Origin of the sequence: Luteimicrobium album, from assembly GCF_030161555.1 — a bacterium.
Classification (GTDB): Bacteria; Actinomycetota; Actinomycetes; order Actinomycetales; family Cellulomonadaceae; genus Luteimicrobium; species Luteimicrobium album.
The window spans coordinates 958,678-974,429 of sequence record NZ_BSUK01000001.1; the positions used below are offsets into that span (position 1 = coordinate 958,678).

16 protein-coding genes and 4 pseudogenes are annotated in these 15,752 nt (G+C 75.3%); 9 read left to right on the forward strand and 11 right to left on the reverse strand.

Translation table 11 applies throughout. The annotated features are described in order from the left end of the window. Positions 1-17 precede the first annotated feature (17 nt). The 6 genes from QQK45_RS04840 to QQK45_RS04860 all read right to left on the reverse strand — a co-directional run bounded on the left by QQK45_RS04840 (position 18) and on the right by QQK45_RS04860 (position 4,975). The gene (locus QQK45_RS04840) at positions 18-875 is read right to left on the reverse strand and encodes an ABC transporter ATP-binding protein (RefSeq protein ID WP_284292293.1); all 858 of its coding nucleotides are present in this window, start codon (positions 873-875) and stop codon (positions 18-20) included. Next, positions 872-1,927, reverse strand: coding sequence for a FecCD family ABC transporter permease (locus QQK45_RS04845; RefSeq protein ID WP_284292294.1), 1,056 nt, complete (start codon positions 1,925-1,927; stop codon positions 872-874). Before QQK45_RS04845 ends, QQK45_RS04840 begins: the two co-directional genes overlap by 4 nt. After that, complete coding sequence (locus QQK45_RS04850; protein WP_284292295.1) at positions 1,924-3,012, reverse strand: FecCD family ABC transporter permease; 1,089 nt, start codon at positions 3,010-3,012, stop codon at positions 1,924-1,926. The genes QQK45_RS04845 and QQK45_RS04850 overlap by 4 nt, the downstream gene beginning before the upstream one ends. Next, a complete protein-coding gene (locus QQK45_RS04855) occupies positions 3,009-4,007 on the reverse strand; it encodes an ABC transporter substrate-binding protein (protein WP_284292296.1) in 999 nt (332 codons plus the stop codon). The genes QQK45_RS04850 and QQK45_RS04855 overlap by 4 nt, the downstream gene beginning before the upstream one ends. A gap of 240 nt (positions 4,008-4,247) precedes the next feature. Further along, the gene (locus QQK45_RS22930; protein ID WP_431310229.1) at positions 4,248-4,430 is read right to left on the reverse strand and encodes a helix-turn-helix domain-containing protein; all 183 of its coding nucleotides are present in this window, start codon (positions 4,428-4,430) and stop codon (positions 4,248-4,250) included. Beyond that, positions 4,427-4,975, reverse strand: coding sequence for an AraC family ligand binding domain-containing protein (locus tag QQK45_RS04860; RefSeq protein WP_284292297.1), 549 nt, complete (start codon positions 4,973-4,975; stop codon positions 4,427-4,429). The genes QQK45_RS22930 and QQK45_RS04860 overlap by 4 nt, the downstream gene beginning before the upstream one ends. A gap of 115 nt (positions 4,976-5,090) precedes the next feature. Between QQK45_RS04860 and QQK45_RS04865 the strand changes: the two are divergent. From QQK45_RS04865 to QQK45_RS04880, 5 genes and pseudogenes are all read left to right on the forward strand, one after another. Then, positions 5,091-5,966, forward strand: a pseudogene (locus tag QQK45_RS04865) (ABC transporter transmembrane domain-containing protein); the annotation flags it as partial. A 446-nt stretch (positions 5,967-6,412) separates the two neighbouring features. After that, on the forward strand, positions 6,413-6,817 hold the full coding sequence (locus tag QQK45_RS04870) for an ATP-binding cassette domain-containing protein (RefSeq protein WP_284292298.1): 405 nt from the start codon (positions 6,413-6,415) through the stop codon (positions 6,815-6,817). A 319-nt stretch (positions 6,818-7,136) separates the two neighbouring features. Then, positions 7,137-7,514, forward strand: a complete 378-nt coding sequence (locus tag QQK45_RS04875; protein ID WP_284294951.1) for an ABC transporter transmembrane domain-containing protein — start codon at positions 7,137-7,139, stop codon at positions 7,512-7,514. A 401-nt stretch (positions 7,515-7,915) separates the two neighbouring features. Further along, positions 7,916-8,164, forward strand: a pseudogene (locus QQK45_RS22935) (ATP-binding cassette domain-containing protein); the annotation flags it as partial. A 61-nt stretch (positions 8,165-8,225) separates the two neighbouring features. Then, the gene (locus QQK45_RS04880) at positions 8,226-8,558 is read left to right on the forward strand and encodes an ABC transporter ATP-binding protein (protein WP_284292299.1); all 333 of its coding nucleotides are present in this window, start codon (positions 8,226-8,228) and stop codon (positions 8,556-8,558) included. On the opposite strand, the gene QQK45_RS04885 is transcribed toward QQK45_RS04880, so the two are convergent. Together QQK45_RS04885 and QQK45_RS22940 are read right to left on the reverse strand one after the other, a co-directional pair. Beyond that, the gene (locus QQK45_RS04885) at positions 8,537-9,217 is read right to left on the reverse strand and encodes a response regulator transcription factor (protein WP_284292300.1); all 681 of its coding nucleotides are present in this window, start codon (positions 9,215-9,217) and stop codon (positions 8,537-8,539) included. The two genes, QQK45_RS04880 and QQK45_RS04885, sit on opposite strands and share 22 nt — an antisense overlap. 478 nt (positions 9,218-9,695) lie before the next feature. Further along, positions 9,696-10,274: pseudogene (locus QQK45_RS22940) on the reverse strand (histidine kinase); the annotation flags it as partial. Between the two features lie 448 nt (positions 10,275-10,722). Between QQK45_RS22940 and QQK45_RS04895 the strand changes: the two are divergent. Next, positions 10,723-11,262, forward strand: a complete 540-nt coding sequence (locus QQK45_RS04895) for a hypothetical protein (RefSeq protein ID WP_284292302.1) — start codon at positions 10,723-10,725, stop codon at positions 11,260-11,262. 33 nt (positions 11,263-11,295) lie between these two features. On the opposite strand, the pseudogene QQK45_RS04900 reads toward QQK45_RS04895, so the two are convergent. Further along, positions 11,296-11,789: pseudogene (locus tag QQK45_RS04900) on the reverse strand (SRPBCC family protein). After that, the gene (locus QQK45_RS04905; protein ID WP_284292303.1) at positions 11,786-12,133 is read right to left on the reverse strand and encodes an ArsR/SmtB family transcription factor; all 348 of its coding nucleotides are present in this window, start codon (positions 12,131-12,133) and stop codon (positions 11,786-11,788) included. The pseudogene QQK45_RS04900 and the gene QQK45_RS04905 overlap by 4 nt, the downstream one beginning before the upstream one ends. 168 nt (positions 12,134-12,301) lie before the next feature. Between QQK45_RS04905 and QQK45_RS04910 the strand changes: the two genes are divergently transcribed. The 3 genes from QQK45_RS04910 to QQK45_RS04920 are packed head-to-tail and all read left to right on the forward strand — an operon-like array spanning position 12,302 to position 14,006. Next, a complete protein-coding gene (locus QQK45_RS04910; protein WP_284292305.1) occupies positions 12,302-13,372 on the forward strand; it encodes an SLC13 family permease in 1,071 nt (356 codons plus the stop codon). After that, positions 13,357-13,557 carry an ArsB/NhaD family transporter gene (locus QQK45_RS04915; protein WP_284292306.1) on the forward strand — a complete coding sequence of 67 codons (201 nt, stop codon included), beginning with the start codon at positions 13,357-13,359 and terminating at the stop codon, positions 13,555-13,557. Before QQK45_RS04910 ends, QQK45_RS04915 begins: the two co-directional genes overlap by 16 nt. Before the next feature lie 8 nt (positions 13,558-13,565). Further along, positions 13,566-14,006, forward strand: coding sequence for a universal stress protein (locus QQK45_RS04920; protein ID WP_284292307.1), 441 nt, complete (start codon positions 13,566-13,568; stop codon positions 14,004-14,006). A 37-nt stretch (positions 14,007-14,043) separates the two neighbouring features. On the opposite strand, the gene QQK45_RS04925 is transcribed toward QQK45_RS04920, so the two are convergent. Beyond that, on the reverse strand, positions 14,044-15,699 hold the full coding sequence (locus tag QQK45_RS04925; protein ID WP_284292308.1) for a PP2C family protein-serine/threonine phosphatase: 1,656 nt from the start codon (positions 15,697-15,699) through the stop codon (positions 14,044-14,046). Positions 15,700-15,752: the final 53 nt, after the last annotated feature.

Here is a 15,752-nt window from a genome sequence, read left to right on the forward strand (position 1 = left end):
TCAGACGGACAGCGGGCTCAGACGACAGCGGGCTCGGGCGCCGGCTCGGCCCGGCGAGCCCCGTCGTACCGACGGTCGGGGCCGAACGCGCTCCCGGGCGGCCCTGACGGCACGACGAGCGGCGTCCCGGCGACAGGGTCCGCGAACACGTGCGCGGGCAGCCCGAACACCTCGTGGACGAGCTCGGCCGTCACGACGTCCGCCGGAGAGCCCTGCGCCACGACGCGCCCGTCGGCCATCGCGACGATGTGGTCCGCGTACCGGCACGCGTGGTTGAGGTCGTGGAGCACGGCGACGAGCGTCCGCCCGCGGTCGACGTTGAGGTGGCGGAACAGCTCGAGGAGCTCGATCTGGTGCGCGACGTCGAGGAATGTGGTCGGCTCGTCGAGAAGCAGCAGGTCGGTCTCCTGCGCGAGCGCCATCGCCACCCAGACGCGTTGGCGCTGCCCGCCTGACAGTTCGTCGACGAGCCTGCCGGCGAGCGCCGTGACGCCCGTTGCCGCCATCGCCTCCTGCACGACCTCCTCGTCCTGCGTCGTCCACTGCTGCAGCAGCCGCTGGTGCGGGTGGCGGCCTCGTGCGACAAGCTCCTCGACGGTGATCCCGTCAGGTGCGACGGAGCTCTGGGGCAGCAGCCCGAGCCGTCGTGCGACCTCCTTGGCGCGGTAGGAGTGGATGTCGCGCCCGTCGAGCACGACGCTCCCCGCGGACGGCCGCAACAGCCGCGCGAGGGCGCGCAGCAGCGTCGACTTGCCGCACGCGTTGGGCCCGACGACGACGGTGAACGCGCCGTCGGGCACGTCGAGGTCGAGGTGCTCGCTGATGAGGCGGCGGTCGTAGCCGAGCGACGCGTCGCGTACCTGGAGCCTGGTCATGAGCGGATTCCCTCCTTGACGAGGAGCCAGACGAAGTAGCTGCCGCCGAGGACGACGGTCACCACCCCGACCGGCAGCGGTGTGGTGGGCACGAGGTGCTGCGCGGTCCAGTCGGCGGACTGGAGCAGCACGGCGCCCGTGAGGGCGGACCCGACGAGCGTCGTCCCCGGCGACGCGACGAGGCGACGCGCGACCTGCGGCGCGACGAGCGCCACGAACGCGATCGGCCCGGCGATCGCCGTGACCGTGGCGGTGAGGCCGACGCCGACGGCGACCAGGAGGAGCCGGGTGGGCTCGGCCGGCACGCCGAGCTGACGGGCGGCGTCGTCGCCCATCTCGAGGAGGCGCATGCGCCGCCCGAGCGCGAGCACGGCGGGGACGAGCACCCCGAGCACGGCGAGCGCCGCCCAGAGCTGCCCGTAGCCGACCTCGTTGAGCGATCCCGCGCCGAACGCCGCCGCGCCCATCGCGTCCTGGAGCCGGCTGGTCAGGATGAGCCACGTGTTGAAGGCGCCGAGCATCGCGCTCACGCCGATGCCCACGATGATGAGCCGGAAGCCCTGGACGCCGCGGCGGTAGGCGAGCAGGTAGACGGCGCACGCCGTCGCGAGGCCGCCGACGACCGCGGCGGTCGTCTGCTGCCCGACGCCGCCGTGCCACCACAGCATGACGACGAGCGCGCCGGTGTAGGCGCCCGAGTCGAACCCGATGATGTCGGGGCTGCCGAGCGGGTTGCGCGTGAGCGACTGGAACACCGCGCCCCCGAGCCCGAGGGCGGCGCCGAACAGGAGCGCGAGCGTCGCCCGCGGCAGGCGCCAGTCGAGGACGACCGTCCGCACGAGGCCGTCGGCGTGGCCCGTGAGCGCGCTGGTGACCTGGCCGAGCGTGAGCCGGTAGTCGCCGGTGGCGAGCGAGACCAGGAACAGCACGACCACGACGGCGGCGAGGATCCCGCACACGAGGACCGTCCGCGGGTGGACGCGGGTCGAGAACCCGGGGAGCCGGACGACGTGCGTCCGGGCGACCGCGGGTGCCGCAGCCGGCGCGCTCACAGTCCGCTCGCCTTCGTGCGCCGAGCGAGCGCGATGAGGATCGGTGCGCCGACGAACGCGGTCACGATGCCCGCGGGCACCTCGGCGGGGTGCAGGACGACGCGTCCGACGACGTCGGCGGCGATGAGGAGGCTCGGCGAGAGCGTGAGGCAGAAGGCGAGGATCCAGCGCTGGTCGGGGCCGACGAGCCAGCGGGCGACGTGCGGGACCATGAGCCCGACGAACCCGATCGGCCCGGAGGCGGCGGTCGCGGCCCCCACCAGGAGCGTGACGGCCGCGATGACGAGGACCCGGGCCCGCACGACGCGCCCGCCGAGCGCGTTCGCGAGGTCGTCGCCGAGGGCGATGACGTTGAGCTCGCGCGAGACGAGTGCCGCGCACCCGAGCCCGACGACGACGAACGGCAGGACCTCCCCGGTGACCGACAGCGGCCGTCCGGACACCGAGCCGGCGACCCAGCTCCGCATCGAGTCGAACGCGCGCGGGTCGAGGAACGTGATCCCGGTCGACACGCCGCCGAGGACGGCACCGATCCCGACGCCGGTCAGCGTGAGCCGTGCGGGCGTGCCGCCGCCGCGGCCCGCCGACCCGACGACGAGCACGACGAGCGTCACGACGGCCGCACCGGCCATGGCCCACCACACGTAGCCGGTGACCTGCGTCGCGCCGAAGAACGCGACCGCGACGACGACGAACAGCGACGATCCGGTGCCGACACCGAGGATGCCCGGGTCGGCCAGCGGGTTGCGTGTCAGCGCCTGGATGAGCGCGCCCGCGACGCCGAGCGCCACGCCGGTGACGAGGCCGAGGACCGTGCGGGGCAGGCGGAGGTCACGGACGACGAGCGCCGGCCCGCCGGCGTGCGGGTCGAACAGAGCCGTGAAGGCCGTGCCCACCCCGAGATGCTTGGACCCGACGAGGACGCTCGCGAGGAGCACCACGAGCAGGAGCCCGAGCGACGCGAGCCACCAGGCGCCGCGCGTCGTGGTCGCGCGGGCCACTCCGCGGGCGCGCTCTCCCGCGGCCCCCGGCCGAGCCGCTGCTGCGGTCCGGTCGGGGGCGGCCGGTGCGGAGACCGCGGTCACTTGGCCTTCAGCTCCTCGAGCCCCTTCTGGAAGTCGTCCAGGAGGGCGTTCGCGATCTGGTAGCTGCTCGAGAAGAAGTAGTTCGTCGCGACGACGTGACCCTCCTTCGCGGCCTTGGTGGCCGCGAAGACGGCGTTAGACGTGACCGGCGCGATCGCCGCCTCGTCCTTGCCCGCGACGAAGATCAGATCGGTGTCCTTCAGGAGGTCGTAGTGCTCGGGCGAGTACTGGACGAAGCCGTCCTTCTGGTTCGCCGCCGCGCCGAGCCGCGCCCCGCCGTCGACGAGCACGCGGCCGTGGGACGAGCCCTCGGAGTAGAGGAACCAGTTGTTGGCGTCGCCCGAGACGAGGTCGACGGTGTGCGTCGCCAGGACGTCGGCGAAGTCCTTCTTGATCTGGTCGGCGTGCGCCTCGTAGCCGGCCTTGAGCTTGTCCAGCTCGGCGGTCTTCCCGACCGCTTCCGCGGTGCCCTGCGCCTCGGCCGGCCAGTTCCCGGCGGCCATCTTCCACTCGAGGTCGACGGTCGGCGCGATCGCGGAGAGCTTGTCGTAGGTCGCCTTGTCCTTCTTGTCGGCGAACTCGTCGATGAGGATCAGGTCCGGGTGGGTCGCTGCGATCTTCTCGAGGTCGGGCTTCCCGTCGGCGTCCTCGACCACGGGCACGTCCTTGAACAGGGTCGTGTAGGCCGGGAGCTCCGGGATGTAGGTGGGCCGTCCGACGGGCGTGATGCCGAGGTCGGCGAGCGCGGTCGCCTCGGGGAAGCCGAGGGCGACGATGCGGGTCGGGTGGGCGGGCACGGTGACGGGACCCCAGAGGGTCTCGACCGCAGCACCCGTGGTGGACGGGCTCGACGCCGCGTCGGAGACGTCGCTCGAGCAGCCGGAGGCCAGGAGCGCGACGGCGCCGGCGACGGCGGCTGCCGCGAGGAGGCCTCGCGTGCGGGGCCGGCGGGACGGGAGGTGCGGGCGGGACGGGCACGGACGAAGCGAGGTCATACGTTCCTTCCGGAGGGCGGCGCGGGGCGCCGCGAGGCTCAAGTGGCGGCCCGGTGCAGCCTGCGCCGCGTCGCTCGGCGGCGACGCGAAGTTAGGTAAGGCTTAGCAAACTGGGCGGGTCGAGAGTAGCGGGCGACCAGGTGTCGCGTACACACCGTGTTCTCGCCGTCGGATGTCGCCCATCCGACACGGCAGGCGCTCCAGGACGGGCGGCCGTCCGGAGCCCAGGAGCCACCTCGGCTAGCCCTGCGGCGCGAAGTACGCGCCCGGAGTCCGTCCGGTCACGCGTCGGAAGGCAGCCACGAAGGCACTCGACGTCGTGTATCCGACACGTGTGGCGACACGGCTCACAGGCTCGCCCGAGGCAAGCATCGCCACCGCGCCCTGGAGGCGCGCGTGAGCACGCCACTGCGCGAACGTCATGCCGGTCTCGGCCACGAAGAGGCGGAGCAGGGTGCGTGCGCTCGCCCCGACCTCGCGGCCCAGGACGTCGAGCGAGGCGTGCCCCCGGGGTCGCCCAGCACGAGCTGGGCGACGGCACGCGCGCGGTCGTCGCTCGGCATCGGCAGGTCGATCGTGGCGCCGTCGACGGGCTCGAGGACGTCGAGCAGGACGCGCTCGGCGCGGCCGCGCTCGGCCGCGCGCAGGGTGCCACCGAGGTAGCCGAGGAGCTCGCGCGCGAGCGGCGTCATCGCGACCACGGTGGGCTCCGCCCAGCGGTCCGTGGCGGCCGGCTCGACGTAGACGCCCTCCATCACGGCCTCGTGGACGGCGATCGTCGCGTGCCACGTCCCGGCGGGCACCCAGAGCGCGAGCGACGGCGGCAGGACCCAGTAGCGGTCGCCGACCTCGACCATGAGGACGCCCCGGCTGACCCACGCGAGCTGGTGCTCCTCGTGGACGTGCCGCCGGAACTGCTGGCCGCGCTCCATCTCGAAACGCGTGATCCCGATCGCCCCCACGGACACGGGCACCCCTCCCGACGGCGGCGGGCGACCTGTCCCGCGCTCACGACCGATACTCGACAGCACCTGTCGGGCTAGCTGGTATCCGCCAGCCCACCCCGGACCCTAGCGTGGCACGGTGGATCGCACACCCCGCCCGCCCGACGCGGCCCCCGGCATCCCTCTGCTGCGCATCGCGCTGGCGACGCACCGACGCGACGTCCTGGGCGCGAGCGTCCTGCTGAGCCAGCACCAGCTCGGCGAGGCGCTCGTCCCGGTGATCGTCGGGGCTGCCGTCGCGGACGCCGTGGCGGGCCACGACGGCGTGCGGCTCGCGCTCTGGCTCGTCGCTCTCGTCGCCGACTTCGTCTTCCTGTCGCTGTCCTACCGGTTCGGTGCCCGCGTCCGCGCCCGAGCACGGGCGAACGTCGCGCACACCGTCCGCCTGCGGGTCGTGGGCCGTGTCCTCGACCCCGCCGGCGGCGCCGACGCCGCCCCCGGCGACCTGCTGGTGCGCTCCGACGCAGACGCCGAGCGCGTCGGCGACCTCGCCGGAGCGATCGCGTCCACCGCCTCGGCAGCGTGCGTCGTCGTCGTCGCGGGGGTCGCGCTCGCGTGGACGTCGCCCGTCCTGGCGCTCGTCGTCGTCGGCGGGACGATCGCGCTCGTGCTGGCCGTCCGCAGCGCGTCGCACCGCCTCGACCGCGCCTCGCACACCGAGCAGGAGGCCGCCGCCGACGCCGCGACGAGCGCGGAGGACACCGTGCGCGGGCTGCGCGTCGTCCACGGGCTGCACGCCGGGCGGACGGTAGGCGCGCGGTTCGCGCTGCTGAGCGACCGCGCCGCGGCGGCCGCGATCCGTGCCACGACGACCGAGGGCACGATCGACGGGGTCGCCGCGCTGCTGACGGGCGCCTACCTCGCTGCCACCGCCACCGTCGGCGGGTTCCTCGCACTGCGAGGGTCGCTCGGCCTCGGGGCGCTCGTCGCCGCCGTCGGGCTGGCGCAGGTGCTCGTCGACCCGCTCGAGACGCTCGCCGGCGCGTCGAGCGCCTGGGCGAGGGCCCGCGCGTCCGCGGCACGCGTGGAGGCCGTGCTCTCCCGGGACCGTGCCGTCGCCGACCAGCCGCCCGCAGCCGGGGAGCCCGCCCCGCCGGTCGGTGCGCCGGCCCTCGCGTTCGTGCTCGACGACGCGGGGCCCGGCTCCGGACGCGGCGCGCCGGAACGGCTCGTCGGCTGGCGGGCCGAGGCCGGCGAGCTCACCGCCCTCGCGACCCGCGACGCCGCCCTGGCGCGCGACCTCGTACGGTTCCTCGCCCGGGAAGCCGATCCGCCGTCAGGCAGGCTCACGCTCGACGGCACCCCGTTCGACGCGTTCGCGCTCGACGACCTGCGCCGCGCGGTCCTCGTCTCGCCCCACGACGCCCCCTGCTGGCGCCCACCCTCGCGGGCAACCTCGGCGTGCTCGCCTCGGGAGTCGCCGACCTGCCGAGCCTCGTCCGCTCGGCCGCGCTCGACGACGTCGTCCAGGCCCTCGAGAACGACCCCGACGCGCCGCTCGGCGAGAACGGTCGCACGCTCTCGGGCGGGCAGCGCCAACGGGTCGCGCTCGCCCGCGCGCTCGCCGCCGAGGCGCCGGTGCTCGTCCTGCACGACCCGACCTCGGCCCTCGACCCCGTCACGGCAGCCCAGGTCGCCGAGGGGCTGCGTGCGGCGCGGGCCGGGCTGACGACGGTCGTCGTCGCCACGAGCGGCGTCCTGCTCGCGCGCTGCGACCGGGTCGTCGACCTGGACGCGGGACGCGAGCCCGCGCTCGATCCGCTGACCACCGGAGCGCCCGCGGGGCACGTCGGGGCCGTCGCATGACCGGCCCGGCGATCGGCCGCGCCGCCTCGCTGCTCCCCGTGGCCGCTCCCGACACGGTCCGCGGCTACGTCCGCGGCGCACTGCGCGGCGCCCGGGTGCTCACGACGCTCACCACCCTCGCCGTCGTGGCCACCAGCGTGGTCCCGCTCGTCCCGCCCGTCGCCGTCGGCCGTCTCACCCAGGCCGTCGTCGACGAGCGCGGCACGGAGGCGCTCGTGGCGCCCGTCGTGCTGCTCGTCGTCGCGGCGGTCGCGGCCGGCGTCCTCGTGCGGACCTCGCAGGCGCTGCTCGCGCGCCTCGTGCTCCCCGCGTCGCGCGACTGCGCACCGAGGTGCTCGACGCCGCGCTCCGGCTTCCCGCCGAGACCGTCGAGCGCACCACGACGGGCGACCTCGTCGCGCGGGTCGCGGGCGACTCCGACCAGGTCGTGCAGGCGGCGCAAGGAGCGCTGCGGACGTTCCTGGGTTCCGGCTGCACGATCCTGCTCACGGTCGGAGGCCTCGCGACCCTGGACTGGCGCTTCGCCGTCGCCGGGCTGCTCGCGGTGCCCGTGCAGGCATGGACGCTGCGGTGGTACGTGCGCGCCGCACGCCCCTGTACGCGGGCTCGCGCACCGCCGACGGCGCCCGCACGGCCGCCGAGCTCGCGGCCTTCGGCGCGCTGCCGACCGTGCGGGCGCTGCGGCTCGGCCCGGTGACGCACGACACCGTCGCGACGGCGTCCACGGAATCCGTCGCAGCCCGCCTGCGCACCGTCCGCGCGTCTACCCGGTTCTACGGTCGGCTCAACGTCGCCGAGGCGATCGGCCTCACGGCCGTCCTGACCACGGGCTTCCTCCTCGTCCGGGCCGGTGAGGCGACGGCCGGGCAGGCGACGACCGCCGCCCTGTTCTTCGTCGGCCTCTTCGGCCCCGTCAACGGGTTCCTCGCGACGTTCGACACCGTCCAGCAGGCGACCGCGGCGCTCGCGCGACTCGTCGGGGTGCTCGACGCGGCACCCACCACCTCGGCCGCGCCCGGCCCGCCCTCCGAGCCGGCGGACCCCACCGTGGCGCTCGACGTCGTCGGGCTGACCGCCGGCTACGGCGAACGCCCAGACGTGCTGCACGGCGTCACGCTCCGCCTGCGGGCCGGGGAACGGGTCGCGCTCGTCGGGCGCAGCGGATCCGGCAAGTCCACGCTCGCGAGCGTCGTCGGCGATCTGCACCCCGCCCGCGAAGGGCTCGTCCGACGTCGTGGCGACGTGCTCGTCGTCACGCAGGACGCGCACCTGTTCGCCGGGACCGTCGCCGAGAACCTGCGACTCGTGGCGCCTCGCGCCACCGACGAGGAGCTGCGCACCGCGCTCGCGAGCACCGACGCGCTCGCCTGGGTCGACGCGCTCCCCGACGGTCTCGCGACGCGGGTCGGTGCCGGCGGGCACCCTCGACGCCGCCCGCATCCAGCACCTCGCCCTCACGCGCGCCCTGCTGGCCGACCCGGGAGTCGTCGTGCTCGACGAGGCGACGTCCGAGGCCGGCGAGCTCGGGCGCGGGCTGGACGCCGCGGTCGACGCCGTCGCCGCGGGCCGCGCCTGCCTCGTGGTCGCGCACCGGCTCGGACAGGCCGAGGCCGCGGACCGGGTGGTCGTGCTCGACGACGGCCACGTCGTGGAGGAGGGCACGCACGACGAGCTCGTCGCACGCGGCGGCCGGTACGCGCGCCTGTGGACGGCGACCACTCAGACCAGGCCCGCCTCGTAGGCCGCGATCACGAGCTGCACGCGACCGCGGCAGCCGAGCTTGCGGAGCACCTCGGACACGTGCGACTTCACGGTCTCCTCCCCGATCACGAGCTCGCCCGCGATCTCGGCGTTCGACAGTCCCCGCGCCACGGCGAGCAGCACCTCCGTCTCGCGCGGGGTCAGGTCCGCGAGACCGGGCGCGTCCGACGGCGCAGGGCCGCCCGACGGCGCACGACCAGCCGACGACGCCGGGTGCGACCTCGCGGCGACGTCCTGGACGAGGCGTCGGGTCACGTTCGGGCCGAGGAGCATCGAGCCGTCCGCGACCGCCCGCACCCCCTCCACGAGCCGCGCCGCCGTGACGTCCTTGAGCAGGAACCCCGACGCCCCGGCCTGCAGGGCGTCGTAGACGTACTCGTCGAGGTCGAACGTGGTGAGGACCAGCACCCGGGTGTCCGGGTGCTCGGCGACGACCCGCGCCGTCGCGGCGATGCCGTCGAGCACGGGCATGCGCACGTCGACGACCGCGACGTCGGGCTGCGTCCGCCCGACGAGCGCCACGAGCTCCTCGCCGTCGGGCGCGGTGCCGACGATCTCCAGGTCGGGGGCCGCGGCGAGGATCGCGGCGAACCCCTCGAGGACCACGGGCTGGTCGTCCGCGACGACGACGCGCGTCACCGCTCCCCTCGCCCGCGGCCAGGGGCAGGCTGACGCTCAGGACGAACGTGCCGTCGTCCACGGCGTGGTCCGCGGCCCCGCCCAGCGCCTCGGCCCGCTCGCGCATCCCGAGAAGGCCCCGTCCGGCGTCCGGGGTGCCCGACCCGGCGTCGGCGAGCGGATTCGTGACCCGGACCCCGACGACGCCGGACCGCACCGCCACCTCGACCCGCACCACGCGGCCGGGCGCGTGCCGGCGCGCGTTGGTCAGCGCCTCCTGGACCGCCCGGTAGACGACGTAGCCCTGCGCCGCCGGGAGGGTCGGGACCGGCCCGGCGAGCTCGACGTCCTGGCCCGCGGCCCGCGCGTCGGCGACCAGGCTCGCGACGTCCGCACTGCCCGGCTGCGGGAGGCGGGGCGCGTCCTCGTGGCCCGCGCGCTGCAGGATCGTGAGGACCTGCCGGAGCTCGTCGAGCGCGTCGCGGGCGTCGTTCGCGATGTCGCCGAGCACCGCGCGCGCCGTCGCGTCGAGCTCCGGGTGCACGTACGGCGCGCTCTCCGCCCGGACCGCGACCAGCGACACGTGGTGCGCGACGACGTCGTGCAGGTCGTGGGCCGCGCGCGCCCGCTCGGACGTCGCGGCCTCGGCCTGGAGAGCCTCGCGCGCCTCGGCCTCGGCGATCTCCGCCCGCGAGCCCACGCGCTGCTGCCAGCGCAGCAGCGCACCGGCGATCCCGGCCAGCCCGACGACGACCGTCACGCTCGCGAGGTAGAGCTCGACGTAGGTGCCCCACATCGATGGATCGGTGCCCGCCGTCACGGCGCCGACGGGCGTGAGTGCTGCCGCACCCGAGACGCAGTACCAGACCGCGACGGCGACCACCGCGGCCAGCGTCGGCCAGAGTGCGACGACCCCGTCGTACGCGAGGACGGCGGCCGCCAGGAGCGCCGCGAGCCACCAACCCCAGACGAACACCCCGACGAGCGGCGCGACGGCGAGCGGTACGACGACGAGGATCATGGCGAGCAGCGGTCGGGCGCGGGACAGCGCGACTCCGGCGACAGCGCACAGCCCCATCGGCACCGTGACGAGCAGCACCAGGGTGGGGACGTAGCCATCCCCATAGGCGAGCCGCTGCGTCTCCCAGAACGAGGGCAGCACACCACCGGCATCGGCCCACGTGAGGGGGTCAGCAGCAGGACGATCCCGGCAACGAGCCCCAGGGCCACGGGAGCCACCCAGGTGCTGACGCTGCGCGCGGACTGGCCGGACCACGCCCCCTTCCTAGCGTCCGCGCGCGCGGACGCGAGGTGGCGAGATCAGGGGGTGCAGTGGCGGCGTCGAGCATGGGCCCGATCCTCCCGGGTCGCGGAGGACGCCCACCACCCTCGCCCGAGGGATCTTGCGTCCTCCCCTGCCCGAGGGCCATCTGACTCGGCAACCAGATCGACTGGCGACGTTGCAGGTCGGTCACGAATGCGGGCGGGAGGCTGCGCCGTCGGGCGGGCGGTGGGAGGCTCGCCGCATGACGACGCAGACGACGTCGACACCCGCCCAGCGGCCACTCCCGGAGCGGCCGGCGGTGCCGGAGTGGAAGCGCGTGAAGCGTCGCCGACGACGCCGCGACCTGCTGGCCGTCGGGGTGGTGGTGGCGCTCGGCGCGGGCACGCTCGCGGGGTTCCGCATCGAGCACGGCCTGGCGTCCGGCCCGCTCGCGGTCGCGACGCTCCCGAAGCCCCCACTGTCCGGTTCCGAGCCGGACACCGCGCTCGTCACGGAGACGCTTCACGGCTCGGTTGGCACCGGCGCCGCCGACGGCACGGCGTGCTTCTGGTTCGTGCGGCCCGACGGGGTGCGCGGGTACGTCGTCTGGCCGCACGGCTGGTCCGCCGAGGACCGCCCGCTCCGCATTCTCAACGACTGGGGAAAGACGGTCGCGACCGTCGGCGACCGGGTCGAGGGCGGCGGTGCCTGGGCACCGGACCGCGCGTCGTCGGTCGACGTGAACGGCTGCCCGGCCGAGGGGACCTCGGTTGCGGTCGGCGACGTCGCACGCGCGGGCTGACCCGCCCTCAGGGGGCGAGCCAGCCCGTCGGGGTCAGCGCGCCGACGTCGCCGCGAGCGTCGGGAGCAGCTCGTCGAGCCGCTCGTAGCCCTCGGTGAGGCCGGTCTCCATGCCGCTCGCGACCATCCCGTCGCGGTCCTCGACGCTCTGGTAGACGGAGTGGGTCGTGACCCGGGTCCGGCCGCCGTCGAGCGCCTCGAGGGTCGCGGTGTCGAGCGCGACGTGACCGGGGTAGCCGTCGAACTCGAAGGTCTGGACGAGACGCTCGGGCGTGACCTCGTGGAACGTGCCGCGGAACCCGTACTCCCTCCCTGCGGGTCGCGGTGGGTGTAGGCCCAGGAGCCGCCGGTACGGGCGTCGTAGTGGTCGACGACCATCTCGAGCGCGCGCGGTCCGATCCACTGCGCGACGAGCTCGGGCTCGGTGTACGCGCGGAAGACGAGCTCCGGCGGGGCGTCGAACTCGCGGACGACGTCGATGAACGGGGTGCCGGGCTCGGCGGTGACGGTGGTGGGGTTGGTGCTCATGACTCCTCCTGCTTCAAGGACGCCAGGACGGCGTCGAGGCGGCGGTGGCTGCGCTCGGTGGCGAGCCGGAGCCCGTCGATCCACGACGTGAGCTCCTCGAGGGCCGCGGGGTCGAGGTGGCACGGTCGGCGCTGGCCGTCGCGCGTGCGGGTGATGAGCCCGGCATGCTCGAGGACCTGGACGTGCCGTGACACGGCCTGCTTGGTGATCGGGAAGAGCTCGGTGAGCTCGTTCACGGTCGCGGGGCCGCGCGAGAGACGGGCGACGATCGTGCGGCGCACCGGGTCGGCGAGGGCCGTGAAGGCCTGGTCGAGCCGGGAGTCGCGGGCGTCGTCGTCGGTCATCGCATCCTTCTTAGTCAACCTGCATGTTTATCAACTGATACGTTGACCATAGGTCTCGCGCGGGCCGCCGTCAACCCCTCCCGGTGTCCCTCACCGGCAATGTGCCGAGCACGGGATCTGCGCCCGCCGACGACGGGCTCGGAGGGGTGGGACGCTGTGCACGTGGACGTGACGACGACAGCCGGTGCCGTGGTCGCCGTCGTCGTCCTCGTGGCGGTGCTGGTGTTCGCGGTGGTCCGGCCGTACGGCCTGCCGGAGGTGGTGGGGGCGCTGCCCGCCGCGGTCCTGGTGATCGCGCTCGGCCTCGTCCCGTGGCACGACGCGCTCGACGAGGCCCGCACCCTCGGCCCGACGGTCGGCTTCCTCGCCGCGATCCTCGTGCTCGCGGAGCTGGCCCGTGAGGACGGGGTGTTCGCGTGGGCGGGCGGCGTGATGGCCTGCGCGTCGCGCGGCAGCCCGCGGCGCCTGCTGGGCGCGGTCTTCGTCGTCGCCTCGGTCACCACGGCCGTCCTCAGCCTCGACGCGACCGTGGTGCTCCTGACCCCGGTCGTGCTCGCGACGGCGACGCGGATCGGCGCCCGCGCGCGCCCCGGCGTCTACGCGAGCACCCACCTCGCCAACACCGCGTCGACGCTCCTGCCCGTCTCGAACCTCACCAACCTGCTCGCGTTCGGCGCGAGCGGGCTGACGTTCGCGGGCTTCGCGGGTCTCATGGCGCTCCCGTGGCTCGCGACGGTCGCCGTCGAGTACGGCGTGTTCCGCTGGTGGTTCCGCGGCGATCTCGCCACCCCGGTCCACCGCGTGCCCGACGACGCCGCCACCCCCGCCCCCCGGTTCGCCCTCGTGGTCCTCGCGGCGACGCTCGTGGGGTTCGCCGTCGTCGAGCCGTTCGGCGTGGCGCCGGCGTGGGTGGCCGCCGCGGGGGCGCTGGCGCTCGCGGCGCCCCGGCTGGTCCGCTCCCCGCGACGCGAGGCGACCGCGGTGGTGCGGGCGGCGAACGTGCCGTTCCTCGTGTTCGTGCTCGCGCTCGGCGTCGTCGTGCTCGCCGTCCGGAACGGGCCGGTCGGCGACGGCGTCGCGCACCTCGTGCCCGCCCGCACCGACTTCCTCGGGCTCCTCGCGGTCGCCGGGCTGGCCGCCGTGCTCGCGAACCTCCTCAACAACCTGCCCGCGACGCTCGTCCTCGTCCCGCTCACCGCGCACTCCCCGGGCTGCTGCTCGCGGTGCTGCTGGGCGTGAACATCGGCCCCAACCTCACCTACGTCGGCTCGCTCGCCACCCTGCTGTGGCGCCAGGTGCTGCACGCGCACGACCACACGCCGTCGGCCGGGAGGTTCGTGAGGCTCGGCCTCGCGACGGTCCCCGCGTGCCTCGTCGTCGGGGTCGCGGCACTCTGGGTGGGGCTGCGGGTCACCGGACGATAGGGAGAAGCATGCGGGTGCTGGTCTGGCTCACCGAGGGCACGTGGGAGGCCGCGGTCGACGCCGCCCGCGAGCTCGCCGAGGGCCGTGACGCGGACGTCGTCCTGCTGCACGTCGACGACGCGGCCACCGCGGACGCCTGGCACGCCGGCCCGGCGGGGCTGCTCGGCCGTGGCGGGCCCGCCGTGACGGGCACGCCCCTGCACGACGCCGTCGCGCACCTCCTCGAGGACGCGCAGGTGCGGCTGGGGCTGCCCTCGAGCACCGACGAGCGCAGCCCGCACGGGCACGAGCGCGTCGAGACCGTGGTGGTCGACGCGTGCCGCGACGCCGACGTGCTCGTGTGCTCGCGGGACGGCGACCGCCCGGGGCCGCACAGCCTCGCCCCACCCACGCGGTTCGTCGTCGACCACGCACCCTGCGACGTCGTGCTGGTCTGGGCACGGGGCTGACCTCCTCTGCACCCCGCCGAGGCGGCACCGGCCGGTGTCACGGAGCCGCGGCGAGGCCGACGCCCGTGCTCGCACCCACCGGTGCGGCGTCGTACAGGACGAGGGCGATGTCGTCGGGCGCGCCGTCCGGGCGCATGGCACGCGTGAGGAGCTCGCCGACCTCGCGCCGGTCCGCGTCCCGCACCACGGGCGCCCCGACGGAGGCCAGACGCGCCAGGCCGGCCCGCAGGCTCTCGCCGCGCCGCTCGACGAGCCCGTCGGTGAAGAGCAGGAGCGCGTCGCCCGGCCGGAGGCGGTGGGTCGCCTCGGTCCGCGGCCGCTCGTGCAGGGCGAGCAGCCCGCCGCGGCCCCCGCGCAGCCACGCGTGCCCGTCCGCGCCGACGACGAGCGGGAAAGGGTGCCCGGCCGCGGAGTACGTGAGCTCGCCGGTCGGCTCGTCCACGACGGCGCACACGACGGTCGTGAACTCCGAGCCCGGCACGGTGCGCGCATAGCGGTCGAGGCCCTCGAGCGTGGCAGCCGGGCCGCGACCGGTCAGCAGGAGGGCGCGCGCCGCAGCCCGGAGCTGCCCCATGTGGGTCGCGGCCTCGAGCCCGTGCCCCACGCAGTCGCCCACGACGACGCCCCAGCGCGAGCCGCCCAGCGGGACCACGTCGTACCAGTCGCCACCGACCTCGAGCGACGACTCCGCCGGCTCGTAGTGCACGTGCCAGCGGCCGGGCGGGAGCGGGTCGGGGAGCATCGCACGCTGGAGGACCTCCGACACCGAGCGCAGGTGGTCGACCTCCCGCTCGTGCGCGAGCGTGACCCCGACCGCGTTGCCGAGCTTGGACGCCAGGAGAGCCTGGAACTCGCGGTTGCCGTGGTCGAGCGGGCGGGTCGGCGCGGCCCGGACCGCGAGCGCCCCCGTGACGTCGCGCCGCAGCGCACCGAGCGGGTGCACCCGGACGTCGCCGTGCTCGACGACGGTCCTGCCCCGCGCGACCTGCTCGAGCAGTGCCTCGGGGACGAGGGGCCCGGTCCCGGTCGCCGCGTGGACGACCTCCCGCTCGTCGTCCCCTCCGTGCTCGACCCACACCTCGGCGGCCCCCACGTCCGCGCTGGCCGCGAGCTCCTCGACCGCCGCGTCGGCGACCTCCTGGGCACCGCCCTCGATCGCGAAGAGCCGGGTCGCGAGCTCGCTGATGGTGTCGAGGCGTCGGGCGGCGACGACGTGGGCGGTGGTCTCGGCGGCGATGTCGAGCACCCCGCGGACCTGGCCGTCGTCGTCACGCAGCGCGGAGTAGGAGAACGTGAACGAGGTCTCCTCGTCGTAGCCCGACCGGTGCATGAGCAACGGCATGTCGACGCGCCAGACCGCCTTCCCGGTGGCGAGGACCTCGTCGCACAGCGGGCCGACCTGGTCCCAGATCTCCGCCCAGACCACCCGGAAGGGAGCCGCGAACGCGGCCGGGTGCTTGGCGCTCCCGAGCATCGCGCGGTAGCCGTCGTTGTAGATCATCGTGAGCTCGGGGCCCCAGGTGACGACGACCGGGAACCGGGTGCTGAAGCACAGCGTGACGGCGGCGCGCAGCTCCGACGGCCACGTAGCCGGGTCGCCGAGGGGACCGGCCGCCCAGTCGTGCGTGCGGGCGAGCTCGGCGCACTCGCTCTCGCCGAGGGCGCGGAGGGCGTCGTCGAACCAGGTGTCCATGGGGCTCCCGCCTCGTGGGCCACAGGCGCCCGTTGCTGGAGAGCCTGCGAGGA